Annotated in this window: 25 protein-coding genes and 1 tRNA gene; 16 read left to right on the plus strand and 10 right to left on the minus strand. The window is 61.8% G+C overall.

The window, feature by feature from the left end; genetic code table 11:
- Nucleotides 1–186: 186 nt before the first annotated feature.
- Together BMW89_RS34500 and BMW89_RS34505 are read right to left on the minus strand one after the other, a co-directional pair.
- Nucleotides 187–1023, minus strand: a complete 837-nt coding sequence (locus BMW89_RS34500) for a metallophosphoesterase family protein (protein ID WP_092034805.1) — start codon at nucleotides 1021–1023, stop codon at nucleotides 187–189.
- Between the two features lie 12 nt (nucleotides 1024–1035).
- A complete protein-coding gene (locus tag BMW89_RS34505) occupies nucleotides 1036–1836 on the minus strand; it encodes a 4'-phosphopantetheinyl transferase family protein (RefSeq protein WP_177196534.1) in 801 nt (266 codons plus the stop codon).
- Between the two features lie 166 nt (nucleotides 1837–2002).
- Between BMW89_RS34505 and BMW89_RS34510 the strand changes: the two genes are divergently transcribed.
- The 4 genes from BMW89_RS34510 (at nucleotide 2003) to BMW89_RS34520 (ending at nucleotide 7089) form a co-directional block, all read left to right on the plus strand.
- Nucleotides 2003–3115: an acyltransferase domain-containing protein gene (locus BMW89_RS34510; protein ID WP_143062881.1), complete on the plus strand. Its 1113-nt coding sequence runs from the start codon at nucleotides 2003–2005 to the stop codon at nucleotides 3113–3115.
- Between the two features lie 107 nt (nucleotides 3116–3222).
- The gene (gene fabD, locus BMW89_RS38280; protein WP_210187588.1) at nucleotides 3223–4113 is read left to right on the plus strand and encodes an ACP S-malonyltransferase; all 891 of its coding nucleotides are present in this window, start codon (nucleotides 3223–3225) and stop codon (nucleotides 4111–4113) included.
- A gap of 82 nt (nucleotides 4114–4195) precedes the next feature.
- A complete protein-coding gene (locus BMW89_RS38285) occupies nucleotides 4196–5599 on the plus strand; it encodes a PfaD family polyunsaturated fatty acid/polyketide biosynthesis protein (RefSeq protein ID WP_210187589.1) in 1404 nt (467 codons plus the stop codon).
- An 11-nt stretch (nucleotides 5600–5610) separates the two neighbouring features.
- The gene (locus tag BMW89_RS34520) at nucleotides 5611–7089 is read left to right on the plus strand and encodes an MATE family efflux transporter (protein WP_177196535.1); all 1479 of its coding nucleotides are present in this window, start codon (nucleotides 5611–5613) and stop codon (nucleotides 7087–7089) included.
- A gap of 16 nt (nucleotides 7090–7105) precedes the next feature.
- Here BMW89_RS34520 and BMW89_RS34525 read toward each other — a convergent pair whose 3' ends face one another.
- Together BMW89_RS34525 and BMW89_RS34530 are read right to left on the minus strand one after the other, a co-directional pair.
- Nucleotides 7106–8398, minus strand: coding sequence for a sulfotransferase family protein (locus BMW89_RS34525; RefSeq protein WP_244547766.1), 1293 nt, complete (start codon nucleotides 8396–8398; stop codon nucleotides 7106–7108).
- 16 nt (nucleotides 8399–8414) lie between these two features.
- Nucleotides 8415–9926: a hypothetical protein gene (locus tag BMW89_RS34530; protein WP_143062882.1), complete on the minus strand. Its 1512-nt coding sequence runs from the start codon at nucleotides 9924–9926 to the stop codon at nucleotides 8415–8417.
- A 1249-nt stretch (nucleotides 9927–11175) separates the two neighbouring features.
- On the opposite strand from BMW89_RS34530, the gene BMW89_RS34545 reads away from it, so the two are divergent.
- The 3 genes from BMW89_RS34545 to BMW89_RS34555 all read left to right on the plus strand — a co-directional run bounded on the left by BMW89_RS34545 (nucleotide 11176) and on the right by BMW89_RS34555 (nucleotide 13604).
- Nucleotides 11176–11787, plus strand: coding sequence for a hypothetical protein (locus BMW89_RS34545; protein ID WP_092034811.1), 612 nt, complete (start codon nucleotides 11176–11178; stop codon nucleotides 11785–11787).
- Nucleotides 11788–11920: 133 nt separating this feature from the next.
- Complete coding sequence (locus tag BMW89_RS34550; protein WP_092034812.1) at nucleotides 11921–12589, plus strand: toll/interleukin-1 receptor domain-containing protein; 669 nt, start codon at nucleotides 11921–11923, stop codon at nucleotides 12587–12589.
- Nucleotides 12590–12809: 220 nt separating this feature from the next.
- Complete coding sequence (locus BMW89_RS34555; RefSeq protein ID WP_092034813.1) at nucleotides 12810–13604, plus strand: FRG domain-containing protein; 795 nt, start codon at nucleotides 12810–12812, stop codon at nucleotides 13602–13604.
- A 49-nt stretch (nucleotides 13605–13653) separates the two neighbouring features.
- On the opposite strand, the gene BMW89_RS34560 is transcribed toward BMW89_RS34555, so the two are convergent.
- The 5 genes from BMW89_RS34560 to mnmA all read right to left on the minus strand — a co-directional run bounded on the left by BMW89_RS34560 (nucleotide 13654) and on the right by mnmA (nucleotide 16683).
- Nucleotides 13654–13884: a hypothetical protein gene (locus tag BMW89_RS34560; protein WP_092034814.1), complete on the minus strand. Its 231-nt coding sequence runs from the start codon at nucleotides 13882–13884 to the stop codon at nucleotides 13654–13656.
- Between the two features lie 87 nt (nucleotides 13885–13971).
- Nucleotides 13972–14048, minus strand: a tRNA-Met gene (locus BMW89_RS34565).
- 222 nt (nucleotides 14049–14270) lie between these two features.
- Nucleotides 14271–14627 carry a hypothetical protein gene (locus tag BMW89_RS34570; protein WP_092034815.1) on the minus strand — a complete coding sequence of 119 codons (357 nt, stop codon included), beginning with the start codon at nucleotides 14625–14627 and terminating at the stop codon, nucleotides 14271–14273.
- A gap of 158 nt (nucleotides 14628–14785) precedes the next feature.
- Nucleotides 14786–15424, minus strand: a complete 639-nt coding sequence (locus BMW89_RS34575) for a class I SAM-dependent methyltransferase (protein WP_092034816.1) — start codon at nucleotides 15422–15424, stop codon at nucleotides 14786–14788.
- Nucleotides 15425–15501: 77 nt separating this feature from the next.
- Complete coding sequence (mnmA, locus tag BMW89_RS34580) at nucleotides 15502–16683, minus strand: tRNA 2-thiouridine(34) synthase MnmA (protein ID WP_092034871.1); 1182 nt, start codon at nucleotides 16681–16683, stop codon at nucleotides 15502–15504.
- Between the two features lie 347 nt (nucleotides 16684–17030).
- On the opposite strand from mnmA, the gene BMW89_RS34585 reads away from it, so the two are divergent.
- The 9 genes from BMW89_RS34585 to BMW89_RS34625 all read left to right on the plus strand — a co-directional run bounded on the left by BMW89_RS34585 (nucleotide 17031) and on the right by BMW89_RS34625 (nucleotide 26611).
- Nucleotides 17031–18641 carry a flagellar hook-length control protein FliK gene (locus BMW89_RS34585; protein ID WP_092034817.1) on the plus strand — a complete coding sequence of 537 codons (1611 nt, stop codon included), beginning with the start codon at nucleotides 17031–17033 and terminating at the stop codon, nucleotides 18639–18641.
- 13 nt (nucleotides 18642–18654) lie between these two features.
- Nucleotides 18655–19368 carry a flagellar hook assembly protein FlgD gene (locus tag BMW89_RS34590; RefSeq protein WP_092034818.1) on the plus strand — a complete coding sequence of 238 codons (714 nt, stop codon included), beginning with the start codon at nucleotides 18655–18657 and terminating at the stop codon, nucleotides 19366–19368.
- Nucleotides 19369–19583: 215 nt separating this feature from the next.
- Nucleotides 19584–19859, plus strand: a complete 276-nt coding sequence (gene sciP, locus BMW89_RS34595) for a CtrA inhibitor SciP (protein WP_002714638.1) — start codon at nucleotides 19584–19586, stop codon at nucleotides 19857–19859.
- A gap of 192 nt (nucleotides 19860–20051) precedes the next feature.
- Complete coding sequence (gene fliF, locus BMW89_RS34600) at nucleotides 20052–21668, plus strand: flagellar basal-body MS-ring/collar protein FliF (protein WP_092034819.1); 1617 nt, start codon at nucleotides 20052–20054, stop codon at nucleotides 21666–21668.
- An 18-nt stretch (nucleotides 21669–21686) separates the two neighbouring features.
- Nucleotides 21687–22778 carry a flagellar motor switch protein FliG gene (gene fliG / locus BMW89_RS34605; RefSeq protein WP_092034820.1) on the plus strand — a complete coding sequence of 364 codons (1092 nt, stop codon included), beginning with the start codon at nucleotides 21687–21689 and terminating at the stop codon, nucleotides 22776–22778.
- Complete coding sequence (locus tag BMW89_RS34610) at nucleotides 22778–23401, plus strand: FliH/SctL family protein (protein ID WP_092034821.1); 624 nt, start codon at nucleotides 22778–22780, stop codon at nucleotides 23399–23401. The genes fliG and BMW89_RS34610 overlap by 1 nt, the downstream gene beginning before the upstream one ends.
- 3 nt (nucleotides 23402–23404) lie before the next feature.
- Nucleotides 23405–23755: a flagellar motor switch protein FliN gene (gene fliN / locus BMW89_RS34615; RefSeq protein ID WP_092034822.1), complete on the plus strand. Its 351-nt coding sequence runs from the start codon at nucleotides 23405–23407 to the stop codon at nucleotides 23753–23755.
- 54 nt (nucleotides 23756–23809) lie between these two features.
- Nucleotides 23810–25195 (plus strand): sigma-54-dependent transcriptional regulator FlbD, encoded by a 1386-nt coding sequence (flbD, locus tag BMW89_RS34620; protein WP_092034823.1) that lies wholly within the window; start codon nucleotides 23810–23812, stop codon nucleotides 25193–25195.
- Nucleotides 25196–25462: 267 nt separating this feature from the next.
- Entirely contained in the window at nucleotides 25463–26611 is a 1149-nt protein-coding gene (locus BMW89_RS34625; protein WP_092034824.1) for a M20 family metallopeptidase, read from the plus strand.
- A gap of 115 nt (nucleotides 26612–26726) precedes the next feature.
- On the opposite strand, the gene BMW89_RS38240 is transcribed toward BMW89_RS34625, so the two are convergent.
- Entirely contained in the window at nucleotides 26727–26885 is a 159-nt protein-coding gene (locus tag BMW89_RS38240) for a hypothetical protein (RefSeq protein WP_177196536.1), read from the minus strand.
- Nucleotides 26886–26951: the final 66 nt, after the last annotated feature.

Genomic DNA, 26951 nt, shown 5'->3' on the forward strand with positions numbered 1-26951 from the left:
AACTCCGCAAATCATTTGTTCGCGCGCACGACAAATTTCGGCTCTTTCGCGCCGACAGCCTGGCGGCGCGACAGCCGTCAGGCGCAATTCAACACATCCGCGACAGGCGCAGGCGCCGGTTCCCGAACCCAGCGCGACAGCAACCATTAGTTGTATTTAAGTCGACCTAGCTGAGATTCTTTCGGGTCATACGGCACGGCGCTCCATCGACGTCACCCCTGGCAGAATTTCTCGGACACAACGATCAATCGTAGTCGAACCGGTCCACTGGTGCGGATAGCCAAGCGAAACCTCCTCGAACCGAACACCATCGCGATAAGATGTGGAGCGGATATGCAGGTGTCCGGACACGACAACGATCGCATTGAAGCGCAAGTGCCAATCTTCGGTGCGACGAGTTCCGCACCAGAGCGAGAAGCGGGGTATTCGCGGGAGGGTCGCCAGGTCCGCGCGCAACGGGAAGTGATTGATCAACACTGTTGGCAGATCGTTCCTGAAGGCTTGCAGCCGCGCCTCCGTCAACTCGCAGCGTGCATGACACCACTCGACGATCCCGGCATAGGGATCTGGGTGCAAGAACACCTCGTCGGCGCAGACTATTCCGGCTTCGTTGGCCCATTCCAGCGCGGCCTCCCTCGGAACATCGGGTGGACGAAAACTATAGTCATAGAGCAGGAAGAGCGGCGCAATGCGCACCTGCCTCCCGCCAAATGCGACGATGGGATAGGGGTCCTCCGGGGTGAGCACGCGATATGACCGACACAGGCCAACGAGTTCCTCGTATTTGGATCGACCCCGTGCAGTCTCTTTGGGCAGTGTCCACAATTCATGATTGCCCGGAACCCACACCAACTGCGCAAAGCGGGGCCGGAGCGACTTGAAAGCCAATTCAAGCTGGGTGGCGGTTTCACCGACGTCGCCGGCGAGTATGAGCCAATCGTCGGGACGGCTTATGATATTCGACAGTGCTTGTCGGTTGACTGTATGTCCCAGGTGCAGATCGCTTATTGCAAACAACCTCATATCAGCGACAACTCATGCAATGCCGGGCTCATTGGCAAGTCCCGGCACCAAACCGCCCGGCTGTCCATCGCCCGCTAAGCTTGGAACGGTCCAACGCAGACAAACAGAGGGTTCTGTATCGCGCGGTGCGGCGACTGCGATGGCCATCCTGTGTTCGGGCGTTGGGGCATACCGATGGAAACGCCACCGCTCCGGGATGTCGGGACAGCGATCCGTAACGTTGAGGCGCGGAGACAAACCATTGAGGTCAAACCAGAATGCATCGAGCGGAAGGGACAACCCCATGCCTCGCCCTTTGATGTAGGCCTCCTTGAGAGTCCAGTAAGAGTAAAAGCGCTCACGCCGATCTCCCGGCGGGCTCTGACGGACGTCTGCCAATTCCGCAGAAGCAAAGACGGCGGGCGCCAAAGCATCGATGTCCAAGGACCGCATGATATTCTCGACATCGATTCCGATGTCACAGTCTTTTCCGATCGCACACGCGACCAAACCGGTCGTGTTCGACAAATTGAACAGAATGGCGCGCGCCGCCAGCGGCTGCGAAACGTGGGGGCGACCATAGCGGTTGGTTTCAAATTCCCACGCATATTCCGGCACTTCAGCATATCTCGACAGCGTCGTACGGACCAACGCCCGGGAAACGAGATATTGAAGCTGCGCATCCTTTGCGACGAACCGTTTCCACTTCGCTCGCTCCGGTTCGCTTAGCAATTGCAGATACGCCAGCTTCAAGTCCGCGCTGACGCCGTGCAGACTGGTCAGCCAAACATCGATCTGTCCGGCCCCAAGACGAAGGAGCCCACCACTGGTCAATTCCCGTCTCCGACAAAAGTCCGCAGATCTTCGCAGGCAGCAGTCTTGTTGGTTAGACGCCAGCATTAGAGCGATCGGGTGAAATGTTGGCAACAACTATCTTAGGGTGAAACAACAACAGATTGTTTTTTTGCGATAGACTATCTTTCGTGATAGCCTCATAAACGTGGCCGGTTCACGGCAATCGAATGGGACGTTGCAATGCTCGAAGAAAACCCTGCGCAAATCGACCAAAGACAGAGATAAAAAAAGCGCATCCTGGGAAGAGCAGCAGATGTCCAGCCGTCGCGTCGTCTTCATGTTCTCCGGCCAAGGTTCTCAATACTACCAGATGGGCCGGGTCTTCTTTGACGGGAACGCCGCGTTCCGGCGCCGTTTCCTGGAACTGGACGACGTCGCAAAACCGCGACTGGGCCGCTCCATTGTTGATGTCTTGTACAATGACGGTCGAACGAAGGATGAGCTGTTCGACAACATTCAACTGACAAGCGCAGCGATATTCATGGTGGAGTATGCGCTTGCCGGTGCCTTGATCGATGATGGTATCAAGCCCGACCACCTTCTCGCATCCAGCCTGGGGATCTATGCGGCGGCGGTCGTCGCAGCAGCCCTCGATCCAAAAGAGGCTCTCGAGTCCCTCATCGAGTTGGCGAAAAATTACGAGGCGAAATGTCGAAAAGGCTGCATGATTGCCGTTTTGGGTTCTCCCCGGTTGCACCACGACTTGAAAGTGCTGAACAATAATTCGGACATGGCCGCCGTCAATTTTGCATCTCACTTCGTCATTTCGACGACGGAGGAACACTTCGATGAGATACAGGCCGCACTTCTTGATGAAAATGTTGCCTTCCAGAAACTCCCTGTCACGTGGCCGTTCCATTCGCGATGGATTGATCAGGGAAGGGAAGCAGTCTTGGGCGTTCTTGAAAAATTGCGCTACCGGCAGCCCGCCATTCCGCTGATCTGCTGCGCAGAAGCAGGCGCTCTAGAGGCCGTGACGCCCGAAAGCCTTTGGAATTCGGTACGCAAGCCGATCGAATTCGAGCGAACCATTACCGAGTTCGAAACACGCGGGCCCTGGCACTATGTCGACGTGGGTCCGGCCGGTACGCTTGCCACCATGCTGAAATATGCATTGCCTTCCAGGTCTGGCTCCCGGGCATATCCGATACTGACCCCGTTCGGAGGAGAGCTTAGGAATTACCAGAGGCTGGGTTCTGAACCGGGTTTGCGCGGAAATTCGTTCGCGGACACGGAGCAACGGAACTTGCGCGCATGAGCCGCCGCGCGTTTCACGACACGGAGCGGCTGTATCCTCGTCAATGAGATGGTCGGAATCAGACCGACTGCTCAAGCTAGTTGAATACAGTGCAGGGAGAGCATCAGATGCAGGTCTTCGTGTTTCCGGGACAGGGCTCGCAAAGGAAGGGGATGGGCCAGGATCTATTCGACAAGGTTCCGGAGTTTCTCGCCGTCGAACGAGACGCAGACGCCTTGCTGGGCTACTCGGTCCGGGAATTATGCCTGGAAGATGCGAGCAAGCAGCTCAGCCAAACCCAGTACACACAGCCATCCTTGTTCGTGGTCAACGCCCTCCACTACTACAAGGCAAAGGCCGAGGGAAAGCAGCCCAGCTATCTCGCTGGTCACAGTCTCGGGGAATACAATGCGTTGATGGCCGCGGGCGCCTTCGATTTCATCACCGGGCTTCGCCTGGTCCAGAAGCGCGGGGAACTGATGGCGATGGCCAAGAACGGGGCGATGGCCGCCGTCATTGGCCTCACCCCTGAAAAGCTTATGCGGCTTCTCGCCGAGCATCGACTGACGACCTTGGACGTGGCCAACTACAATTCTCCGCTACAGACGGTGATATCGGGCCAGGAAGCAGACATTCAGCGGGCAGGCCCGATCTTCGAGAAGGCGGGAGCCAAACTATACATGCCTCTGCCGGTCAGCGCCGCCTTCCACTCGCGTTATATGGCCGGGGCGGCCGAGGCTTTCGATAAATTCCTCAGCACGTTCAAGTTTGGCAACTTGACGGTGCCGGTGGTCTCGAACGTAACGGGGCAAGCCTATCTGTCCGACGATACGGGCCAGTCTGTCAGATCGCTGCTGGTCAAGCAGATCGTCAGACCCGTCCTATGGACGCATAGTATTCGCTTCCTGCTCGGCAAAGGTGCTTCGCTTTTCACCGAGGTGGGTCCTGGTGATGTGCTGACCCGCCTGGTCGGCCAGATACGGGAAGCCGATAGCAGCGCGCTCCGAGCAAGGGTCTGAGATCGACCATGCGGATGGCGGACCAACCATAGCGCGTCGCCATCGCCTCATTGCGCGCGATGTAGGATCACCAGGGTGACCCATGCTGCAGACTGAAGCCCACCACGAGGCCGCGGCTCAGGTACGGATCAGCGCCGCCCGCCTTGGCAGCGAACAATTCAAAAGCGCGTACGGGATCAAATATGCCTATCTCGCAGGCGCCATGTACAAGGGCATCGCTTCAAAAGAAGTTGTGGTTGCCATGGCAAAAGCCGGCCTGATGGGCTACCTCGGCACCGGCGGACTGCGATTAGACCGGATTGAATCGGACATTCGATCCATTCAATCACAATTGCCGACCGACGGCCGGTACGGCATGAACTTGCTCAGCGACCTCTCGCAGCCTGAGCTCGAGCAGCGCACCGTGGAGCTTCTGCTCAGGTGCGGTGTCCGCTTCGTCGAAGCCGCAGCCTACATGCAGGTCAGTCCCAGCCTCGTTCGATACCGGTCGAAGGGGCTGAAGCGGCGGCCCGATGGTCGTATCGAGGCCCCCCATCGCGTCATGGCAAAAATCTCGCGGCCCGAAGTCGCCACCGCCTTCATGCAGCCGGCGCCGGAAGCGATCATTCGCCAACTGGTGCAAGCCGGCCATCTCAGCGTGGAAGAAGCAGACCTTAGTCGCCTGCTGCCGGTCGCCAGCGAAATCTGCGTCGAAGCCGATTCCGGCGGTCATACGGACCGCGGAGTGGCCCATGTGCTCATGCCGGTCATGTTGTCTCTCAGGGACGAGATGATGGCCCAGCATGGATACGCCGAAACAATTCATGTCGGAGCAGCGGGGGGTATCGGAACCCCGGAGGCCGCCGCAGCCGCCTTCGTCATGGGAGCCGATTTCATTCTGACCGGTTCGATAAACCAATGCACCGTGGAAGCTGGAACGAGCGTTGCCGTAAAGGACATGCTGGAAACGGCCGGCCCGCAAGATACGGCCTATGCCCCGGCGGGCGATATGTTTGAGCTGGGGGCCAAGGTGCAGGTTTTCAAGAAGGGAATCTTCTTTCCGGCGCGGGCGAATAAATTATACGAGCTCTACTCGCGTTACAATTCGCTCGACGAGATCGATCTCAAGACCAGGCGTCAAATCGAGGAGAAGTATTTCAGGCGCTCCTTTGACGACATCTGGCAGGAAACGAAATCGTACTATCTGGATGCCGGCCGCGGCAAGCTGGAAGAGCTGGAGCGCTCGCCGAAGCTGAAGATGGCGCTGATTTTTCGCTGGTACTTTGTTCATACCACCAGACTTGCGATGAACGGCGACGAGCAGCAGAAGCTCGACTATCAAATTCACTGCGGACCGGCTCTCGGGGCGTTCAACCGGTGGGTCAAGGGTACGGCGCTGGAGTCATGGCGCAACAGGCATGTGGCCGATATCGCGGAGCGGCTGCTCAACGCCACCGCCGATCGACTGAATGAACGGTTCGCGCAGCTGACCGGCGGGCTCGCATAGGAGATCGATGCGTGGCGAGCACGACGGGGCTGCAAGTTGCAACCAATCAGGCGGACGTGGTTGCCGCCGCGCCAACAATCGATGCCGCCGCCGCCAGGCGGCAGCGGCTGCTCGAAGGCCCGATCCTTGGCACGATACTCCGCCTGGCGGCCCCGACCCTCGTCGGCTCGCTCGCGCAGATTATCGCCGGCATTGTCCAGATGCACTTCGTGGGCCTCCTTGGCGTTGATGCGCTGGCCGGCGTCACGCTGGTGTTCCCATGCCTCACCTTGATGCAGCTGGTCGCAAGCGGAGGGATCGGCGCCGGTGTTGCCTCTGCGATCGCGCGCAGCCTCGGCGCCGGACGCAAGGCGGACGCGGAAGCGCTGCTGCTGAATGCAGTCTTCCTGGCAATTATTTTCGGCATCGCGTTTACCGCAGTGGAGCTGCTGCTCGGACCGATCCTGTACCGGCTGCTTGGCGGAACTGGCTCCGTCCTCGCTGCGAGCCTCGACTATTCCAACCGGGTCTTTGCCGTATCCATTTTCGTTTGGCTCCTGAGCCTGTTGATCAGCGCACTCGTCGGCTGCGGCAACACGACGATTCCTCAAATCGTCGCGGTGCTGGCCCTCGTCATCGTCGTCCCCCTGTCACCCATGCTGATGTTCGGGTGGGGGCCGATGCCGCCTCTGGGTGTCGCCGGGGCCGGCCTGGCGTTCGCGTGCTATTACCTCATCGGGGCGGCAGCGTTGCTCTGCTATTTTCGCTCACGGCACGCTCCGCTGAGACTATCGCTCGACATTCGGCTCATCGAGCGGCGCCATCTGCGTGATATTCTGAAGGTGGGCGGACTGTCCTCGCTAAGCGCGGCCATTCCCACCCTCAACGTCACGCTGATCACGGCTGCCATCGCGCGCTTCGGTACGGAAACCGTTGCCGGATACGGCCTAGCCGTGCGGGCGGACTATTTGCTGCTGCCGTTGTATATCGGGATCTGTGTCGGCGTCCTGCCCATGGTCGGAGTAAGTGTCGGCGCGGCACAGTTTCGACGCGCCCGACAGATTGCATGGACGGGCGCGCTCGTCGCCGGAAGCATCGGCGCCATCGCCGCGCTGTTCCTGGCATTGGTCCCGTCGGCGTGGGTCGGTCTTTTCAACCATGATCCAGCGGTGGTGGCTTCGAGCTCGCTCTATTTCCGCATTGTCGGGATTCAGTTTCCGCTTTCGGCAGCCGCCGTCGTGCTCGGCGCAGCTGCCCAGGGCGCCGGTCGTCCATTCTGGCCTTTCGTCGCTGTCATCACTCGCCTCATCATCGCCGCCGGCGGCAGCTGGCTCGTCGTGGCAGGCATGGATGGCAGCATTTTGGTGTTGTACGCGGTCCTGGCCATGGGCGGCATCTGCTATTTTGGCGTCATGATCGCTGCGCATCTTTCAGGACGGATCATTCCTCCGCCCTTGCCGGACCCGGGCGAGCGAACGACGGATCGGCCGGCGTCCGCTGGCGGCTCCTGACGTCCGACAGCGCCCGTCAGGACGGGCACAGTCTCGAGCCCGTCCGCTGCTCCACCCATGCCAGATAGTCCTCCGATCGCGCGATCACCTGCGCTCGCGAAAGTCCGAACTGCTCCAGCGTGTAGACGTGCTTGTATTTGCGGGTCGCGGCCCCCGTTGCCAAATGGCTGTGCAAGCTGCTGTCGAATTCAGGCGTGAACGGGTAGCCAAACCTGGTGTAAATTCGTTGGATCGTTGCCATCGGATTTTTGGTCAGGTCATCGAACAAGACGTCGATGAAATGCTCTGAGCTGACCTCCCTGTCGATCTTCATCATGTCCTGCATGGATTCGCAGAACAGATCGAGCATCTGTTTCCCGAGCTGGTGGAAATCGATGCGGGGGGCATACGGTATTTGCAGATGTGCGATGAGACTGGCGAGCGCGGGAATGATCTGGCACGGATCTCTGTGCAGCCGGACGATCCGCGCGTCGGGAAAGATTTGAAACAGCACCGGAAAATAATGTGCATGAGTGAGCGATTTGCTGACCCAGTGTGCTCCGCGATGGAATAGCTGCAGGTGCTGAACCTGTAATTTGTAGTATGCGTAGAGCACATGAAGCTCGGGCGAGCTCAAATTGCGAAACCATCGCCAGTAGGCGGACGATTGGAGCCCAAGCGTGACATGCTGCGCACCATGCCACATCATGTTCTGGCATTCCTCGGGCGCCCGCGCGTCGGACTCGTGGATTCTTCCAAGACCCGGCATCACAACCGTCTGGAAACTGAGTTGCATTTCAAGCCGGCGAATTCGCGGGTCCGTCTCATATGTTTCCGGCCGGGGCGGCGGCGATGATTCCTGCAATTCCCATAGCCGCGGCGCCCGCGCGTTGGGGTCGCGTGCCAGCAGATGATGCAGGAATGTGCTGCCGGTCCTCCCGAAGCCCACGAGAAACAGTGGCTTCGAAACGGGGACACCGGAAATCTCCGGAAAGTTGGCCAGATCCCGCTCGAACTGAACGTATCTCTGGATCCAGTTGTAGACGTAACGGTTGGCCATGCGCCTGCCGACGTCGTCATAGTGAGAACTTTGCCGAACGGATTCGGCCAGGCTCCTCATGCCATCGAGATGAAGCCTGCTGTGAGCGCTCAATGCGACCGGTCCCAATCGATTTTGGGCAAGCTCCAGCAGCTGATCGACATCCAGCTCTCTTGGGCCAAGGTCCCGGTCCAGCGAGATCAGCATGGTCAGATATTTTTCAACCTTGGGCGAACGTTCCTGAGGTGCGACGACCACCGTCTCGTCGCCACCAACACCTGAACCGTTCATGGTCTCCCTTTCCTGGTTACGCAGGACTGCAAGGCTGGTCGGCGACACGGGACCATTTGAGGAACAGATGATCGAGGTCCGCCATCAAGGGCGCGATCGCCGTTTTGAAGGCGTGTCCCTTCTTCACGTTTTCCGCGACGTCGACGATTTGGGATGCGCTCAGGCAGACCCGGAGTGCATCGTGCTGTCCGACTGGAACGGGCTGGCCGACGTGGAAAACGCCCTTCGATATTTCGGCCGCGGGATCGTCGGGCAGCGGCAGCCGCAGCGCGCGATAAATGGCATCACACGCCGGCAGTGCCCCGGACCGGGCCGCTGTGACGATTGGAAATATTGTTGGATACGGTTGAAGGACATCGGCGAGGCCGGGATCAATCAGTTCAAGATCGGCGTGTTCACGAACGTGCCGATCGACCGCACTTCCGAACGCCGTGACCACGCTCTCTCGAAACTGCACCGGCAAGGCAAACAGCGCCTCGAGCTCGGCCAGGGCCGCCTCCCACCTCAGTCCCGCGCCCACATTTTCGGTGACCGCAAATGGCCGGCTGATCTTCCTGCGCAAGGCGGCCGGCCAGTCTTCCGCTGAGGCATAAGCGAGCAAGCCGGGCGGCAGGTCGAGCGTTGCAAGCTGGCCCATGATCAGCGGCGGCAGCAGCATGGCCCCCGCAAATGGCGGTCCCGCGGCAAACTTCGAGCCGGTGATCATCACCATGAAGCCGGCGCGCAGATCGGCCCGGATCTGCTCGGGCGAACAGCGCAATTGACAGCTATCGACGACCACCAGCACCTGGCCGGGGTATCGCTCCAGCAGCGCGGATGCGGTCGATCTCCGAGGTCCGCCACGGCCGGTTTTCGAGCAGTCGAGCAAATGGACCAGGGCACATCGGCCATTCGCGACGCCGGCTTCGACCTTTCGAACGACTTCGGCGTCGACACTCTCGGACGATTTGAGGCCACCGGCTTCGTCGCGGATTTCAATGGTCTCGATACTGGATCTGGAGGTTTCAAATCCTTCGACCCATGAGCCGTGTTCCCTGGTCTCACCGAAGGGGGACGACCCCAGGAAATGCCGACCGGAGGCCGCAAGCAGCACGCCCCTGCCGGTTTCGCCGGGCGCAACCACCACATTCGTCAAGGGGCCATGCAGCGCGTTTCGTGCCAGAAACAGCGCGATAAGCTCCAGCTCCGTGCCGGAGCCTGACAGGATCACCTCTGTGCCGGGGATCCCGAACAGCGCCGACAATCGGGTACGGGTTTGATCGAGCCAGGTGGGAATGGACCTGGCGCGGCCCGGGCGCACCGCAGAAAGATACGCGTCGCGCGCCGCATCATAGCCGCGCGCGGATATTGCGGTGGCGGTGGACGACGAAAACCAGGTCTCGCCATGTGCCAATCCCCGGGGCGTCCCATAGCGATTGCGACCGGTGCGTGGATCAATCGCGATGCGCTCATCGCCGCCGCTGGTGAGCAATCTCTCGAAATCGAGCGTGGCTCCCTCGGGCAGGGTTTCATCGCCTAAGAGCGCCACTCACCACCCCCAGGTGCGCCCTAGCCTCGCGCCGCAGATTTTTCACGCCTGACTTCCAAGCATTACAATGGCAGAGAACCACATTGGTCGTATGACACAGATACAACCTTCGCTAGAATTGCGTCCTCTCGATGGTGGCGTCAAGAAAAATTCGTTTCATGGCAGATCGACGCTGCCCCGTGCACCAACCAGCTGAGCGCGCCGACCCCAGCGCCCGCGAGGTCAAGACGGCCGATCCCGCGAACACGTCGCAGACACGCCTTCGCATTCTCGCGGCTGATTTCGCCCGAGCTTTGCTTCGTCGCTCCACCCTCAAGCCAAGAGGGCGCAGGGAAGGCCGGGTGCCGGCTGGCACCCGCGGTCCGCTGCGCGAAAAGCACACGCAGGAAAACCGCACAGCAGCATACAGGTGTAGCCAATCACTCGGCCCTCCCTGCGCGATGGTCGGACGGCTTATGCCGTGCTCTCCCGGGAGCCGAACTTTCCCTCTGGCCTCCCTCACCCCGCGAATTGACGATGCCGTCTGCCCGGTTGGGCTCGCGCGCATCTTCGCAGACAGCTTGACCGTAGCAACGACGGCCAGGACCACACGGTTTTGCCGTACGCACGGCCCGCCATTTCGCCGCAGTTTTCCCAACCCCGTCGACAGAGCCGGAAACTTACAAACGAGACGAAGCCTGGCAGCGCCGCTCGTCGCACGCGGTTTCGAGCTCACAGGGACTACCCGCCCTGCCCGCACCCTTTCGTGCCGACGCTGCCGCGTCCACCGCATCCCCGGCTCGCGAAAATGACGACCTCACGATCGCCCCTCAAGGATGAGCCGGGATGAGCGAGGTGTACGACATTTCCGAATTTCGGTAAAGTGGAATATTTTTGCGGGGAGGGGTTGACGGGGTGGCGAAACGGCGTCGACTCTCGCACTTAGAGGGAGAGGTGTTCTTCCGGGCCAAAGCCAAGTCACCGCTCGTGCACCGCCAAACGCATTCGACTTGCGGATGCAGAATGCCTGCTATATGTTATTTAGATTGAGTAAATAAATTATTCAGTCGGTAGTTGGCCATGTCGACACTCATCCTTCTTCTCATTGGAGCGATCCTAATTTGGTGGCTGTGTCGCAGCTTGATGATGATCTTCCGCGGAGGATGGGGCATCCTCCTGGGTATCGTTTCGCTCACCGTTGAGATTGGTTCGATTTGGTTCGTTCTGAATGTCGTCGGCACTCCGATAGCAGTAACGGGATGAATTCGTTTTGACCCAACTTCCTAGCGCTGAAATCATAGATGCTCAGCTTAAGGGCTTCGTCCAGATCGGCAGCTGGATCAATACTCTTATTCTTCTCGGTGCCGGACTGTCCCTGACGGTTTCAGTAATGAAGCTCTCAGGCGGCGGTAAATTCAAAGTCGGCCAGCTCGAGTTTCCGTTGGCGCAGTTTGTTTATGTGGCTGCTGCGCTAACCGCTGCGCACGCCTTCTTGACAGTGATCCTTTTTCAGAGAGTCGCGGCAATAAAGTCTCTTGACCAATCTTCGATGCATCTCGCATGGGAGCAACTTGTTAATTCTGGTGGGTTTGTTTTCTACAACATGCGGCCACGTGTCGAAGACCAGAGAGTATGGCATACCTTGCACATCTACCGGGCTGAAATAGCAGATACCGCCATATGGTTTACGATCATCCTCGCTCTATCCTTGGCCGCGTCGGTCATCCTGACTTGGCGGAGCGATGCCCATCTCGATAGTACTGATAAGCAGATCACTGCATGGGGTGATCGCCTCGCGATCGGTCTTGGTTTGGCAGTGGTAAATTGGATCATCGGATCGCAATGGGCAATTGCTGTCTCCGTTCTCAAGCTTGCTTCATGAAGGCCTCTCACGGCGGAAGTTCGTAGGATGGTTCGAGCGAAGCGAAACCAACGATCGAGCGGTGAAGCGTGTCTAACCATCCTAACACTGCCAACGATCCCGACCGTCACAATCAAAATGGGGATTGAGGTGAATGCTGGCGTTTATGAGTTACCAGACTGCCGACCGCGAAATCGCTGCGGGTGTCGCTCAGCTTCTCGACACTCTCGGCGTTCAGTCCTTTATGGCCCACGAGCATATTGAAGTTTCGGTCGAGTGGCGCGGCGAGATTCTTCGGCAGCTTAGCTTGGCCGATCTCTTTGTACCGATATTAAGCCAGCGGTACTACGCGTCGATTTGGTGCAAACAGGAGTCCGGGATAGCGGCCTTTAGGCGGATGACGCTGATCCCGCTCTCCATAGACGGTTCCATCCCGGAAGGCTTTATCAGTCACGTTCAGTCATCGCTCCTTCAAGGCGGCCAAGCCACTTATCATCAACTAATGCGCGGCGTAGCCTCTGCGAACATCGGGTTTGCAATCGATGCGGGTATTCGGCTTATCGCTGGTGCACGCAGCTTCAGACAGGCAGAATATCACTTCGAAGCCGTTCGCTCCCATCTCAACGGCGCGACGGACCAGCAGATCATTCAGCTGCTGACAGTCTCGGCTCAAAATGGACAGGTGTGTCACGCCAGCCTGTGCGCGCGCGAATACTTGCCGCCACTCATGCAATCGCACGGGCACTTATTGCCACCGGATGTGCGCGAGGGGCTTGTCCAGGTTTTGGCTCAATACGCAAACCCTCCCCCGATCCCGCGTTAGCAGGTGCCGATGAGTGATTTTCTCGATGTCGATCCGTACGAAGATTTGCTGGATGATCCGGGAGTTACGGGGCAGCACACTTAGTTGGGCCGCCTCCTTTCTGGGGGCCTCTTAGATGACGGAAACCAGGACCAAACCTCAGAGCTAGAACGACGGCGATGGCGAGCGAGTTAAGTGCAGCAGTGTTACCGTAATTCCAATTATCGGAATCTGCCCAAAAATGAGTAATGATCAGGTCTACACTTGGGAGCAATTCAAACTTGAAGCTGCGCGGCTACGGGAAGAGGCTTTCCCCTTATCGCCAATTCTGTTTCGCGGACAGGCTAACGCCGACTGGGATTTGGATACAACGCTCGAACGAAGCGGCCACAACGAAGCCGTCTCGGACTACTACCGGCTGATATTCCGAATTAAGTCCGAGGTGGAGATAGCTACTCGCAGTAAATGGGATGACGAACCATCAGCATTCGATCTCGATCAACTTTCGCGCGACTACGACGGTTTTAGTCGATCGTTGGCTAACCTCCCGCACTACGCGTATATGGCCTACCTCCGTCATCATGGCTTCCCGAGTCCGCTCTTGGATTGGTCGAGATCGCCATTTGTGGCGGCTTATTTTGCCTTTCGGACTGACCAAGACGCCGATGTTGCGATCTATGCCTATGCGGATCGAACCACGGCAATCAAGACATCGTCTTCAGACGACGCCCAAATCCACCGACTTGGTCCATACGTCGCAGCTCACAAGCGTCATTTTTCACAACAGTCTGAGTACACCGTCTGCGTAAGATACCTTCCGCATCGGTGGAGCTTTGTTCCTCATTCAAGCGTTTTCAGTGTGCACGCTGGAGGCGCGTCCCAGGATGTCCTGAAAAAATTTGTACTAAAGGCGAACGAACGACAAAGAATTCTACGGGAGTTGAACGACTACAATCTCAACGCATACTCGTTGTTCGGCTCCGAAGAAGGCCTCATGGAAAGCTTATCTATTCGGGAAGAGACTAGAACAACCTAGAACCCCAATCTACTTGTCCCAAGTTTACCGATAGTCGTCGTCTTGGAAGCTAAGGACGCCTACCCAGTTCATCATTCATTTCTTTTATCTCCGCCAATTTTGCTTCGATCATTTTGGCGTTAGACTCGAGCAGTTTCTCCACACTCAATCTATCGGTCGTCACCGCACGACCAACCCGCAAATCCTCTGAATACTTCTGGGTGCTAATAATCAGTCGATCTGCAACCTGGATGGCCTCAACCAAATCGGCCTTCGTCATGTTGGAGAATCTGTTGGTCATTTATTTCTCCAAGAGAAAAATGGATGGGCCCTTTGACTACGTCAAATGATGTTTCAGGCGGCGCGGGGAAATTATTTCAGAAGTATTTGGTAGCGGGAGAGGGACTCGAACCCCCGACCCCAGGATTATGATTCCCGTGCTCTAACCAGCTGAGCTACCCCGCCACAGGGTCGCGAACGGCTGTTACGGCCGATCTCGCGAACGCGCGGCATATAAGGAAGGGGGCGGCGGGAAGTCAAGCAAGGTGGGGGCGATTGGCGGGGTGAATTCGGGGTCGGAATCGCGCCTTTTCAGGTGCCAGACTCGCGGATGGTCCCCCTCACCCGAAATCCGCGCTTTGCGCGGATTTCGGCCTCTCCCCGCAGGCGGGGAGAGGCGAAGAAGCGCTATTTCGGGCGCACGGTCGGGTCGCCGCCGGGGCTGCCGGGGGGTGGGATGACCGGGGTGTTGCCGCCGGTGTCGGGGGCCGGGGCGTGCATGTCGGGGTCGACGCCGGAGGGCGGGCAGAGCACGCCGTCGGATTTTGCCAGTCTGTCGCCGAGCGGTTCCCGGGACTGGCCGGTGGTGGTGCCGTCGGGGGTCGTGGTCAACCGGTCCGAGGGGGCGCAGCCGGGGCTGCGTTGCGGCGATGGCGGCGCGGTCGCTTGCGGCGGCGTCGCGGGAGCGGGCGGGGCCTGCGCGATCGCAGTTCCGGAGGCGGCGATCAGGAGGCTGGCCAGGATGATGTTTGATGTGGTGCGCATGGGAGGGAAACGCGCGGGTTGGGGGCGATGTTCCAGGCCAAAATGCGATGTGATCGGGGTTTGGATGGCGCCCGCCCGCGGCGCATCCTTCGAGACGCCCGCCTCTGGCGGGCCCTCAGGATGAGGTCTCGTTTCGCTGCGACAGCGGTAAATCGCGCTTACGATTTATGGTAGCGGATCAGCGAAAAATGGCCCATCGGCGGCATCGGGCGGCGCTCGGCCAGCGTGACGCCGCCGTGTTTGGCGGCCCAGTTGACGAGGCGGGCCCACGGGAATTCCGGGCGCCAGCCGAGGCGGCGGGCCAGCGGCGCGAAGGCCAGCTCGGAGAGTTTGCGGAAGCCGCTTTCCGCGCCGATGTGGTTGACGAGGATCAACTCGCCGCCGGGCTTGAGCACGCGCACGAACTCGTCGAGCGTGCCTTCGGGATCGGGCACGGCGGTGATGACGTATTGCGCAACCACCGCGTCGAAGAAGTTTGCGGGGAAGGCGAGGTTTTTCGCATCCATCACCGAGAGCACTTCGACATTGCTCAAGCGCAAGCTCCGCACGCGCGATTGCGCCTTGCGCAGCATCGGCTCGGAGATGTCGACGCCGCAGATCTTCGTGGTGCGCGAATAGTCGGAGAGCGAGAGCCCGGTGCCGACGCCGACGTCGAGGATGCGGCCGCCGATGCGGTCGGCCTCGGCGATGGTCGACTGCCGTCCGGCGTCGAACACCTTGCCGAACACGAGGTCATAGACCGGCGCCCAGCGGCCATAGGCCTTCTCGACCCCGGCCCGCGAGATGTCTGCTGCCATGCCCCCTGCCCTGATTAGATTCTTATGTTGCGCATGATCTTGTCGGAAAACCGCTTCACACTTTTCCGGATCATGCGCTAGCCGCGGACCGCTTCTGCGAGCGGCCTCGCCGTGTCGCTCGCGACCTTCGCCGCTGCGCTTTGAATGAAGCCGCCGCCGAGCACGCGCGCCTGGCCCGATGCCGCGTCGTAGAACACGCAGGCTTGGCCCGGCGAGACGCCCTCTTCGCCGGCGACGAGTTCGACCTCGTAATGGCCATCGCTGCCGCGCAGCCATGCGGGCTGGGGCGCGCGGGTCGAGCGCACGCGCACGAACAGCTCGAGGCCAGAACCAATGGCGCGGTCGATGTCGCCGCCGCCGATCCAGTTGACGTCGCGAAGTGCGATGCGGTGCATCTTCAGCGCATCGCGCGGGCCGACGACGACGCGGCGGTTGGCGGCCTCCAGCCGCACCACGAACAGCGGCGCACTCGCGGCGATGCCGAGGCCGCGGCGCTGGCCGATGGTGAAATTGGCAATGCCGTGATGCTGACCGAGCACGCGTCCCTCGAGATCGACGATGTCGCCGGGCTCCATCGCGTTCGGACGCAGGCGGGTGATGATGTCGGTGTAGCGCCCCGTCGGCACGAAGCAGATATCCTGGCTGTCGTGCTTGTCGGCAACGCTGAGGCCGTAGCGGCGCGCGAGCTCGCGCGTCTCCGGCTTGGTCATGTCGCCGAGCGGGAAGCGCAGGAAATCGAGCTGCTGCTGCGTGGTCGCGAACAGGAAATAGCTCTGGTCGCGGTCGCTGTCGGCGGCGCAAACCAGCGCGCGCGAGCCGTCGTCGCGGCGGCGCGAGGCGACGTAATGGCCGGTGGCGAGCGCCTGCGCGCCGAGCTCACGCGCGGTCTTCAGGAGGTCGCGGAATTTGACGGAGCGGTTGCACTCGATGCACGGCACCGGCGTCTCGCCGAGCGCGTAGCTGTCGGCGAAGACGTCGATGACGGACTCGCGGAAGCGGTCCTCGTAGTCGAGCACGTAATGGGGAATGCCGAGTTTTGCCGCGACGTCGCGGGCGTCGTGGATGTCCTGGCCGGCGCAGCAGGCGCCCTTGCGATGGGTCGCCGCGCCATGGTCGTAAAGCTGCAGCGTGATGCCGACGACGTCATAGCCTTCAGCCTTGAGCAGCGCAGCCGTCGTCGAGGAATCGACGCCGCCCGACATGGCAACGACGACCCTGGTATCCTCAGGACGGCCTTCGAGATCAAGACTGTTGAGCATGGCTTTCAAGGTGTGACGGCGGCGTTTTGCGATCCGCGATTTTGATGCTTCCGGCAGGACATCGGCGATCCCCGGGAACCCTGGTTCCCCCGGAGGACGATCTGCCCGGTCGAAAGCGGCTGAGAGCTGCCTCTTTAATATAGGCGGCCTTCCGGTGAAGCAATCGGGCTGGCCTCCGGCTTAGGGCAATTCTTGCCGGGGCGGCAGAAATGGCGGGGTTTTGGCAGCCCTCGCGGCGGGGGTGAAAATCAATCAATGCATTGATTTTACTTGCTAAAATCGCAAATCACGGGGCTGGCCCGCTCCTTGCTACCCCTTATGCCGAAGATGTTTCCAAGGGGTATGCCGTGGTTGGTCGGACGTCAGATGTAGCGGCAAACGTGCCTGTCCAGAGCGCGCAGCAAAAGCCTGCCCGGTCGCAGAGCTCGAAAGACACGTCCACCAGCGACTCCTTCGGCTCACTGGTCGACAGCAACACCCAGGCGATCAGCAACAATGCGTCGTCGCAGGATAGCGCGCCGCGCCGGACCGATTCGTCGTCATCCAGCTCGGACAAGAGTTCGCGCGATACCTCCGCCAACGACCCCTCCTCGCAGAGCAAGGCGAGCGACAACACCGACAATTCCGCGCCCGCCAAGAACGATAAGACGGCCGATCCGGCCAAGGATGCATCCAAGGATACATCCAAGGCTGACGGCAAGACCAAGTCCGATGCCTCCGACGCCAAATCCGACAAGACCAAGGATGGCAAGACCAAGGACGGCAAGACCGACGGCACCGACGGGCTTGCCGCCGCCGTCGATGGCGCCGCGACCGCGCAAGTCGACGCGACCCAGACCGCTGTGCCGGATCCGAATGCGATTGCGGTTGCCGCACCTGTGGTGCCGGTCGATCCGAATGCGGCCGCCAGCCAGGCCGCAACCTCCTCGCCGCTGACGATCGCCGCTGCCGGCATCGCCGCCAGCACATCCACCGCCGCGCAGATCGCTGGCGGCAAGACCGATACCGCGACGGCCGGTGACAAGAGCGCCAAGACCGCCGCCGCCAAGGTCGACGCGAGCACCACGACGGCCCTTGGCGATGCCGCCACCGGCACGACCGATGCGACCGCGACCGATGCCAAGACCAATGGCGGATTGGTCGCCGCGGTCGACCAGGGCACGCCAAAAACGTCGTTCAAGGCCGCCGTCGCCGCGCAAGGCGGCAGCGACGTCTCCAATATCGGCCAGGATTCCGGCAAGGCGAACGCCGCCGCAGCACAGACGCCCGCAACGGCCGCCAACGCCGCCGCGCATCCGCAAGACGCCAAGCCGCAAGTCGACGCCGGCACGGCCGACGCCAAGACTGCGGCCTCCGACCGCGCCGATGCGACGCCGGCAACACCGCACGCGCATGCGGATACGCAGGCCACCATCGCCACGACCGACACCAGTGCGCAGGCAGCCTCCGCCATCCAGGCGCCGGTGACCAATACTTCGGCCGCGACCGCTTCCACCGCAACGCTCACCGCGACCGCGGCGAATGCCAATGCCGTGCCGATCAGCGGCGTGCCGATCGAGATCGCCGCCGCCGTCCGCGCGGGCAAGACGCGCTTCGACATCAGCCTCGATCCGCTCGATCTCGGCCGCATCGACGTCCGCGTCAATGTCGACCGCAACGGCCAGGTCACCTCGCATCTCACGGTGGAGAAGCCGGAGACGCTGGCGATGCTGAAGCAGGACGCGCCGCAATTGCAGCGCGCGCTCGACGATGCAGGCTTCAAGACCGGCAGCAACGGGCTCTCGTTCAGCCTGCGCGACCAGAATTCATCGGGCCAGCAGTCCGGCCAGAACAACGACAATGGCGGCAATTCCCGCCGGCTGATCATCAGCGAGGACGACACCGTTGCTGCTGCGCCCGCCGGGCGCGGCTACGGCCGCATGCTCGGATCGAGCAGCGGCGTCGACATCAGAGTGTGAGGAGTATTCGACCATGACCACCACGAATGCCGCCACTGCGCCGACACCCGTCTCCGGGACGACCCCGACGTCATCGTCGTCGTCCTCCTCGTCGAGCGCGCTGGGCTCGTCCACCGGCGCGACGCTCGCCGGCAATTTCCAGACCTTCCTGACGCTGCTGACGACACAGCTGCAGAACCAGAACCCGCTCTCCCCGCTCGACACCAACCAGTTCACCCAGCAGCTGGTACAATTCGCCGGCGTCGAGCAGCAGCTCAAGACCAACGATGCGCTAACCCAGCTCGTCACCCTCCAGAAGACCACGCAGGCGACGCAGGCGCTGGACTTCGTCGGCAAGACCGCGCTGGTCGACGGCTCGACCGCGACCATGACGAAGTCGACGGCCACCTGGCATCTCAACGTGCCCAGCGACGCGACCGTGGACATCAGCGTGGCCAATGCCAGCGGCCAGACCGTGTTCACCGGCAAATATACCGCCGGCGCCGGCGCCGATGTTCCCTTCACCTGGAACGGCCAGGGCAATGACGGCTCGCAATGGCCGGACGGCAAGTACACGATCACGGCGACCGGCAAGGACGCTTCGGGCAACAATGTCGGCGTCGCGGCGCAGGTGCAGGGCACAGTGTCGTCGGTCGACCTGACCCAGTCGCCGCCGCTGCTCACGATCGACGGCAACAGCTACACGCTGAACCAGGTGAAGAGCATCATCGCCGCGAGCAGCAGCTAAGGCTCGCGCAGCGCCCGATGTGCCCTGATTGTTAGTAAAGTATTTACGAAGACCCGCTCGGCCGGCTCGGATCATGGTGTCCAGCCCTCCGGGGCGCTCGCGTTCCAGCCATTTTCAACGAGAATTGTATTGAAGCCTTAGGCTTAGCGGATTTTTAAGCCGCCGCGCGTAGGGTTTCAATGTGAGTTCAGTGGTTGAGAGTTTGTGAGTACGCCATGACAGAACCCCATCGCCCGAGGGTAAAATACGTCATCGGGCCGGACGGCAGTCCGCTGACGATTGCAGATCTGCCCGCGCCCGGCACCAAACGCTGGGTCATCCGCCGCAAGGCCGAAGTCGTCGCCGCTGTGCGTGGCGGACTTCTCTCCCTCGAGGAGGCCTGCAGCCGTTATACCCTGACGGTTGACGAATTCCTTTCCTGGCAGTTTTCCATCGACCAGCACGGTCTGGCGGGTCTTCGCACCACCCGCATTCAGCAATATCGCCAGTAGGCGATCCGGAAATCTGCGGCTTTTGACGAAAATCGGCCCCGCTTTGCGAGGCCGATTTTTTTCATGTTTCGTTTTGGCGCTACTTTTGTCCGAGCTCTTAACCTTCGTTAACCATATCGAAACCATCACCTAGGCAATAATTGCCCACTCGGCCTTTCCAGTGAAAGCAGCCGAATCTGTCGGGGCGGTTGCTTGCAAGGTCTTGGAGACTTTCTGAAGGGTATCGGCGCCGCCCGGTTCGGGGCGATGATCGCGGTCACCGCCGCGCTCATCGGCTTTTTCGCGTTCGTCATCATGCGCGTCACCACGCCGCAGATGACCACGCTGTTCACCGACCTCTCGGTCGAGGATTCTTCCGGCATTATCAAGGACTTGGAGCGCCAGGGCATCCAGTTCGAGATCCGCAATGAGGGCAGCATCATCATGGTGCCCAAGGACAAGGTCACCCGCCTCAGGATGAAGCTCGCCGAGGGCGGCCTGCCCAAGGGCGGCGGCGTCGGCTACGAGGTGTTCGACAAGTCGGATGCGCTCGGCACCACCTCTTTCGTCCAGAACATCAATCATCTGCGCGCGCTGGAAGGCGAGCTCGCCCGCACCATCCGCGCCATCGACCGCATCCAGGCCGCCCGCGTCCACCTCGTCCTGCCCGAGCGCCCGCTGTTCTCGCGCGAGGCGCCGGAACCTTCGGCCTCGATCGTGGTCCGGGTCCGCGGCGCGCTCGAAGCGGGGCAGATCAGGGCCATCCGCCACCTCGTCGCCTCCGCCGTCAACGGGCTGAAGCCGCAGCGGGTCTCGATCGTCGACGAATCGGGCCAGCTCCTCGCCGACGGTGCCGCGACCGATGCGGACCAGGTGGTCGGTGACGAGCGCCGCACCACCTACGAGAAGCGGATACGCAAGCAGGTCGAGGATATCGTCTCCTCAGTGGTCGGCTCGGGCCGGGCCCGCGTCCAGCTCTCCGCGGATTTCGACTTCAACAAGGTGACGCAGACCTCGGACAAGTTCGACCCCGAGGGCCGCGTGCTGCGCTCGAGCCAGACCCGCGAAGAGAGCAGCATGACCGCCGACAACAACGGCCAGGTCACCGTCAACAACGAGCTCCCCGGCCAGCAGCAGAACAGCGGCGCAGCGGCCAAGGACCAGAGCAAGAAGACCGAGGAGACCAACAATTACGAGATCTCCCGCACCACCAAGACCGAGGTGACCGAGGCCGGCCGGGTCAACCGCATCTCGGTCGCGGTGCTGGTCGACGGCATCTACACCAAGAATGACAAGGGCGAGCTCGCCTACACCGACCGCACCAAGGAGCAGCTCGACCGCATCGCCGCCCTGGTCCGCTCGGCGATCGGCTTCGACCAGAAGCGCGGCGACCAGGTCGAGGTCGTCAATCTCCGCTTTGCCGACGCGCCCTCCACTGCCCCGATCGCCGAGCCTTCCGGCTTCCTCGGCATGCTTCAGTTCACCAAGGACGACGTCATGTACTTCGTCGAGCTCGGTGTGATGATGCTGCTCGGCCTCGTCGTGCTGTTCATGGTGATCCGCCCGCTGGTCAAGCGCATCCTCGCCTCCGACGAAGTCGTCGCCGCCATCTCCGGCGTCCTCTCCGGCCCGTCCGCCTCCGACGAATCCGCGCCGTCCCCCAACGGCCAGCCGCTGCTGCCGGGCGCCGCCGCCAGCGCAATCGACGTCGCCACCGTCCAGGGCCAGGTCCACGCCCAGTCCGTTCATCGTGTCGGCGAACTCGCCGAGCGCAACCCCAACGAAACCGTCGCCATCATCCGCCAATGGCTGACCGAACCCGTGAAATGATTCGAGAAGTGATCTGACATGGCCGCTGCCCTGCAAAATGCCAACTCCAACGACATCACCAGCGTGATCTCCACGCTCGGTCAGCGTGCCGGCAGCCGTGGAGGCGCCAAGATCGAGGCGGTGGCGGGGCCGAAGCGCGCCGCGATCCTGATGCTGGCGCTCGGGGAGCAATATGGCGGCAAGATCTGGGGACTGCTCGACGACGACGAGGTGCGCCAGCTCTCGCTGGAAATGTCGACGCTCGGCACCGTCGAGGTCGACACCGTCGAGGACATGCTGCTCGAATTCGTCTCGCGCATGTCGGCCTCGGGCGCGCTGATGGGCAATTTCGACGCCACCGAGCGGCTGCTCCAGCAGTATCTGGCGCCGGAGCGCGTCAACGGCATCATGGACGAGATCCGCGGGCCCGCAGGCCGCAACATGTGGGAGAAGCTCTCCAACGTGCAGGAAGAGGTGCTCGCCAACTATCTCAAGAACGAATATCCGCAGACCATCGCGGTGGTGCTGTCGAAGCTGAAGTCGGAACACGCCGCCCGCGTGCTCGGAATCTTCCCCGAGGACCTCGCGCTCGACGTCGTCAACCGCATGCTGAAGATGGAGGCGGTCCAGAAGGAGGTGATCGAGAGCGTGGAGAAGACGCTGCGCACCGAATTCATGTCCAATCTGTCGCAGACCCGTCGCCGCGACGCCCATGAGGTGATGGCGGAAATCTTCAACAATTTCGACCGCCAGACCGAAACCCGCTTCATCACTTCGCTGGAAGAGGACAACCGCGAATCGGCCGAGCGCATCAAGGCGCTGATGTTCACCTTCGACGATTTGGTGAAGCTGGATTCCGGCTCGGCCCAGACCCTGATGCGCAACGTCGACAAGGACAAGCTCGGCGTCGCGCTCAAGAGCGCCAACGAGGACGTCCGCAACTTCTTCTTCGGCAACATGTCCTCCCGCGCGGCCAAGATGCTCCAGGACGACATGGGGGCGATGGGACCGGTGCGCCTGCGCGACGTCGATGAGGCCCAGGCGCTGCTGGTCAACCTCGCAAAAGACCTCGCCGCCAAGGGCGAGATCATGCTGACCAAGAACCGCGCCGACGACGAGCTGGTGTATTGATGGGCGCTCCGGCCAAATTCCTGTTCGACACCGACTTCGCGACGCCCGAGCGGTCGCCGCGCGAGAAGGCTGCGACCGCGGCCGAGATCGCCCAGAAGGTCGCGGAAGCCGAGGCACGCGCCTATCAGGACGGCTTTGCCGCCGGCCAGCACGAAGCCAAGGCCGAGAGCGACCGCCGCGTTGCGCTCGCCATGGAAGAGATCAACATCGGCGTCCGGGGCATTGCGTCCGGCATCGGCAACATCGAGTCCAAGATGGAGACCGAGGCGGTTGATGTCGCGGTCGCGGTGGCACGCAAGCTGTGCGCCGATCTGGTCGCCGCCGAGCCGCTCGGCGAGATCATGGCGCTGGTCAAGGACTGCTTCGCGCACCTGGTCGCCACCCCGCATCTCGTCGTCCGCATTAATGACGCGCTCTACGACAGCGCGCGCGAGAAGATCGAGCGGCTCGCCAAGCAGAGCGGCTTCGAGAGCCGGCTGGTGATCCTGGCCGAGCCTGAAATCGCCACCGGTGACTGCCGGATCGAATGGGCCGATGGCGGCGTCGTGCTGGAGCGCGGCGCCATTGCAACCAAGATCGACGAAATGGTCGGACGCTATATCGCGTCCCGGAGGGGGAGCTAAGCCATGAGCGACACCGACGGACAGGTCCCGCTGCCAGATCTCAACGGCCCGATGCCGCCGACCGGTTCGGACGTCGGCTACACCGAGGACGAATATGCGGCGCGCGCCGCCGCCGACCTGGAAGCCGTGTTCGACGTGCCGGTGCAGGTCTCGGCCGTGCTCGGCCGCTCCAAGATGGATGTCAGCGAGCTGCTGAAGCTCGGGCCCGGCACCGTGCTCGAGCTCGACCGGCGCGTCGGCGAGGCCATCGACATCTACGTCAACAACAAGCTGGTCGCCCGCGGCGAAGTCGTCCTGGTCGAGGACAAGCTCGGCGTGACCATGACCGAAATCATCAAGACCGAACGCGCGTAAAAGCGACACAGGGAATGACGCGCGGCAGCGCGACCAGACGGACAGGAGACTGACATGCGGCTTCTCATCGTTGGCACATTGAAGGGCCAGCTCACCACCGCCACCAAGATCGCGATGGACAACGGCGCCACCGTGACCCACGCCGAGGATCACGATCAGGCGATGCGCGTGCTGCGCGGCGGCAAGGGCGCCGACCTCCTGCTGGTCGACGTCGCCCTCGACATCCGCGACTTGGTGATGCGGCTCGAGGCCGAGCACATCCACGCCCCGATCGTCGCCTGCGGCATCACCAACGACGCCCGCGCCGCGGTCGCCGCGATCCACGCCGGCGCCAAGGAATACATCCCGCTGCCGCCGGACCCGGAGCTGATCGCCGCGGTGCTCGCAGCCGTCGCCAACGATTCCCGCGAGCTGATCTATCGCGACGAGGCGATGGCGAAGGTCGTCAAGCTCGCCCAGCAGATCGCGGGCTCGGACGCCTCGGTGATGGTCACCGGCGAATCCGGCACCGGCAAGGAAGTGCTGGCCCGCTACGTCCACACCCGCTCGGCGCGCGCCAAGCGTCCGTTCATCTCGATCAACTGCGCCGCGATCCCCGAGCATCTGCTCGAATCCGAACTGTTCGGCCACGAGAAGGGCGCCTTCACCGGCGCGATCGCCCGCCGCATCGGCAAGTTCGAGGAAGCCACCGGCGGCACGCTGCTGCTGGACGAAATCTCGGAAATGGATGTCCGCCTGCAGTCAAAACTGCTGCGCGCCATCCAGGAGCGCGTGATCGACCGCGTCGGCGGCACCAAGCCGGTGCCCGTCGACATCCGCATCATCGCGACCTCGAACCGCAATCTGGTCGAAGCCGTGCGCGAAGGCACGTTCCGCGAGGATCTGCTGTTCCGCCTCAACGTCGTGAATTTGAAGATCCCGCCGCTGCGCGAACGTCCCCTCGACATCCTCGAGCTCGCCCAGCACTTCGTGAAGAAATATGCCGAGGCCAATGGCGTGCCGATACGCCCCGTCTCGGCAGACGCCCGCCGCGTGCTCTCGACCAACCGCTGGCAGGGCAACGTCCGCGAGCTCGAAAACACCATGCACCGCGCGGTGCTGATGGCGCAGGGCGACGAGATCGGCCCCGACGCGATCCTCACGCCGGACGGCGACCGCCTCGACCTCGCCAAGACCGCGCCGGCCGTGGCGCATGCCACGATGGCCGCCGAGCAGGTCACGCGGGCGCTGGTCGGCCGCACCGTAGCGGACGTCGAACGCGATCTGATCCTCGAGACGCTAAAGCACTGCCTCGGCAACCGGACCCATGCCGCGAACATCCTCGGCATCTCGATCCGCACGCTGCGCAACAAGCTGAACGAATATTCCGACGGCGGCATTCCGATTACGCCGGCGGGCATGCCGGGCGAATATCCGCGGATGCCGATGGTGGGGGCGTAGTCGGCTTCCACGCTGATCGAGAGAATGCAAATGCCCGGGCTGGTCCCGGGCATTTTCGTTTGAGCGAGGCATTGTTCGTCGACACGCGACGGTCTCGTAGCCCGCATGAGCGCAGCGACATGCGGGGTGCTCTTGGCGAGACCGCTCCCGGATATCGCTTCGCTCATCCGGGCTACGGGACCTATCACATGGCGGCACCGCATTCGGCGACTAGGTCGCGCCTGCGCAACGCCCTATAACCCCGCGTGAGAACCACTGAGGGTAAACATGTCTGAAGCTCAAATCACGGACTGGCTGGCGTCGCAACGGCAGGCGATGATCGATCTCTTGCGCGACGTCGTGAACATCGATTCCGGGTCCTATGACAAGGAAGGCGTCGATGCGGTCGGGGCGCGGTTCGAGCGGCATTTTGCCGAGCATGGCATTCCGTTCCGGCGCGAGAGCGATTCCACGTTCGGCGACGCGATCCACGCCGAGGTCGCAAAGCCCGGCAGCAACGAGAAGCCCGTGCTGTTGATGGGGCATCGCGACACCGTGTTCGGCAAAGGCGAGGCCGGACGGCGTCCGTTCACGATCCGCGACGGACGCGCCTATGGTCCCGGCGTTGCCGACATGAAGTCCGGTGTCGTCATGAACATCTTCGTGGCAACCGCCTTCCATAAATTCGGCGGCAGCCCGCATCCGATCAAGCTGCTGATCACCTCCGACGAGGAGATCGGCTCGCCCTCCTCCCGCCCCGTCATCGAGCGCGAGGGACGCACCGCGCGCGCCGTGTTCAATTCCGAGCCGGGCCGCCCCACGGGCAACGTCGTGACGGGGCGCAAGGGCGGCATCTTCATGCACATGTCCATCACCGGCAAGGCCGCACATTCCGGCGCCAACTTTGCCGCCGGTGTCAGCGCGATCGGCGAGCTCGCGCACAAGATCGTCAAAATCCATGCGCTGACCGATCTCGACAAGGGCATCACGCTCAATGTCGGCCTGGTCTCGGGCGGGCAGTCCGTCAACACCACGGCGCCCGCAGCCGAGGGCCAGATCGACCTGCGCTATGTCGATCCGGCGGATCGTGCGAGGGTGATGGCCGCGATCGAGACAATCGTCGCGACGTCCTATGTGCCGGGCACGAACGCAACGCTGACGATCAAGGGCGAGTTCGTGCCGGTGGTGCAGAGCGCGGCCTCGAAGGCGCTGTTCGAAAGCTATCAGGCGGCGGCAAAGCAGGCCGGCCTCACCACGCTCCAGGGCGAGTTCTCCGGCGGCTGCGCCGATTCCGGCTTCACCGCCGCTGTGGGCACGCCGACCATCTGCGGCCTCGGACCGGTCGGCGGGCTCGCGCACACGCCGGAGGAATATCTCGATATCGACAGCATCGTGCCGCGCGCACAGGCATTGGCGCTGGCGATTTTGCGGGGGTGAGTGCGGGTGCGGTAGGGTGGGCAAAGCGAAGCGTGCCCACCGCTTCGGTCATTGCGGAGAGATGGTGGGCACGGCGCAAGCGCGCCTTTGCCCACCCTACGAGACCGAGCAAGTTCTACGAATAACTCGGCGCGTCCGGCTTGCGAAAAATGTGGATGGGGTCGCCGGGGATGATCACGGGCTGGCCGCTGAACATCGCATAGGCGAAGAGCGCGAGATAGGCGATCGCCAGCGCGCCAACGGCATAGAAGGCCCAGGTCGCCGCGCGCTTCATTCGTACCGCTCCATTGCTGTCCCGGATGGGAAGGGTCGAGGGGCTTCTAGAGCGGTGACGGGGAAA

Origin of the sequence: Bradyrhizobium sp. OK095 (genome assembly GCF_900109945.1) — a bacterium.
Lineage (GTDB): Bacteria > Pseudomonadota > Alphaproteobacteria > Rhizobiales > Xanthobacteraceae > Bradyrhizobium.

Bases quoted from the DNA above. Each gene is read 5' to 3' on its own strand.
- BMW89_RS34625 (WP_092034824.1), top strand. From the start codon at position 25,463: ATGTCTGAAGCTCAAATCACGGACTGGCTGGCGTCGCAACGGCAGGCG.
- flbD (WP_092034823.1), top strand. From the start codon at position 23,810: ATGCGGCTTCTCATCGTTGGCACATTGAAGGGCCAGCTCACCACCGCC.
- BMW89_RS34560 (WP_092034814.1), bottom strand. From the start codon at position 13,884: ATGACCAACAGATTCTCCAACATGACGAAGGCCGATTTGGTTGAGGCC.
- fabD (WP_210187588.1), top strand. From the start codon at position 3,223: ATGCAGGTCTTCGTGTTTCCGGGACAGGGCTCGCAAAGGAAGGGGATG.
- mnmA (WP_092034871.1), bottom strand. From the start codon at position 16,683: ATGCTCAACAGTCTTGATCTCGAAGGCCGTCCTGAGGATACCAGGGTC.
- BMW89_RS34590 (WP_092034818.1), top strand. From the start codon at position 18,655: ATGACCACCACGAATGCCGCCACTGCGCCGACACCCGTCTCCGGGACG.
- BMW89_RS34610 (WP_092034821.1), top strand. From the start codon at position 22,778: ATGGGCGCTCCGGCCAAATTCCTGTTCGACACCGACTTCGCGACGCCC.
- BMW89_RS38240 (WP_177196536.1), bottom strand. From the start codon at position 26,885: ATGAAGCGCGCGGCGACCTGGGCCTTCTATGCCGTTGGCGCGCTGGCG.
- BMW89_RS34555 (WP_092034813.1), top strand. From the start codon at position 12,810: ATGAGTAATGATCAGGTCTACACTTGGGAGCAATTCAAACTTGAAGCT.
- sciP (WP_002714638.1), top strand. From the start codon at position 19,584: ATGACAGAACCCCATCGCCCGAGGGTAAAATACGTCATCGGGCCGGAC.
- BMW89_RS38285 (WP_210187589.1), top strand. From the start codon at position 4,196: ATGCTGCAGACTGAAGCCCACCACGAGGCCGCGGCTCAGGTACGGATC.
- fliG (WP_092034820.1), top strand. From the start codon at position 21,687: ATGGCCGCTGCCCTGCAAAATGCCAACTCCAACGACATCACCAGCGTG.
- BMW89_RS34550 (WP_092034812.1), top strand. From the start codon at position 11,921: ATGCTGGCGTTTATGAGTTACCAGACTGCCGACCGCGAAATCGCTGCG.
- BMW89_RS34525 (WP_244547766.1), bottom strand. From the start codon at position 8,398: ATGAACGGTTCAGGTGTTGGTGGCGACGAGACGGTGGTCGTCGCACCT.
- BMW89_RS34575 (WP_092034816.1), bottom strand. From the start codon at position 15,424: ATGGCAGCAGACATCTCGCGGGCCGGGGTCGAGAAGGCCTATGGCCGC.
- fliN (WP_092034822.1), top strand. From the start codon at position 23,405: ATGAGCGACACCGACGGACAGGTCCCGCTGCCAGATCTCAACGGCCCG.
- BMW89_RS34500 (WP_092034805.1), bottom strand. From the start codon at position 1,023: ATGAGGTTGTTTGCAATAAGCGATCTGCACCTGGGACATACAGTCAAC.
- BMW89_RS34570 (WP_092034815.1), bottom strand. From the start codon at position 14,627: ATGCGCACCACATCAAACATCATCCTGGCCAGCCTCCTGATCGCCGCC.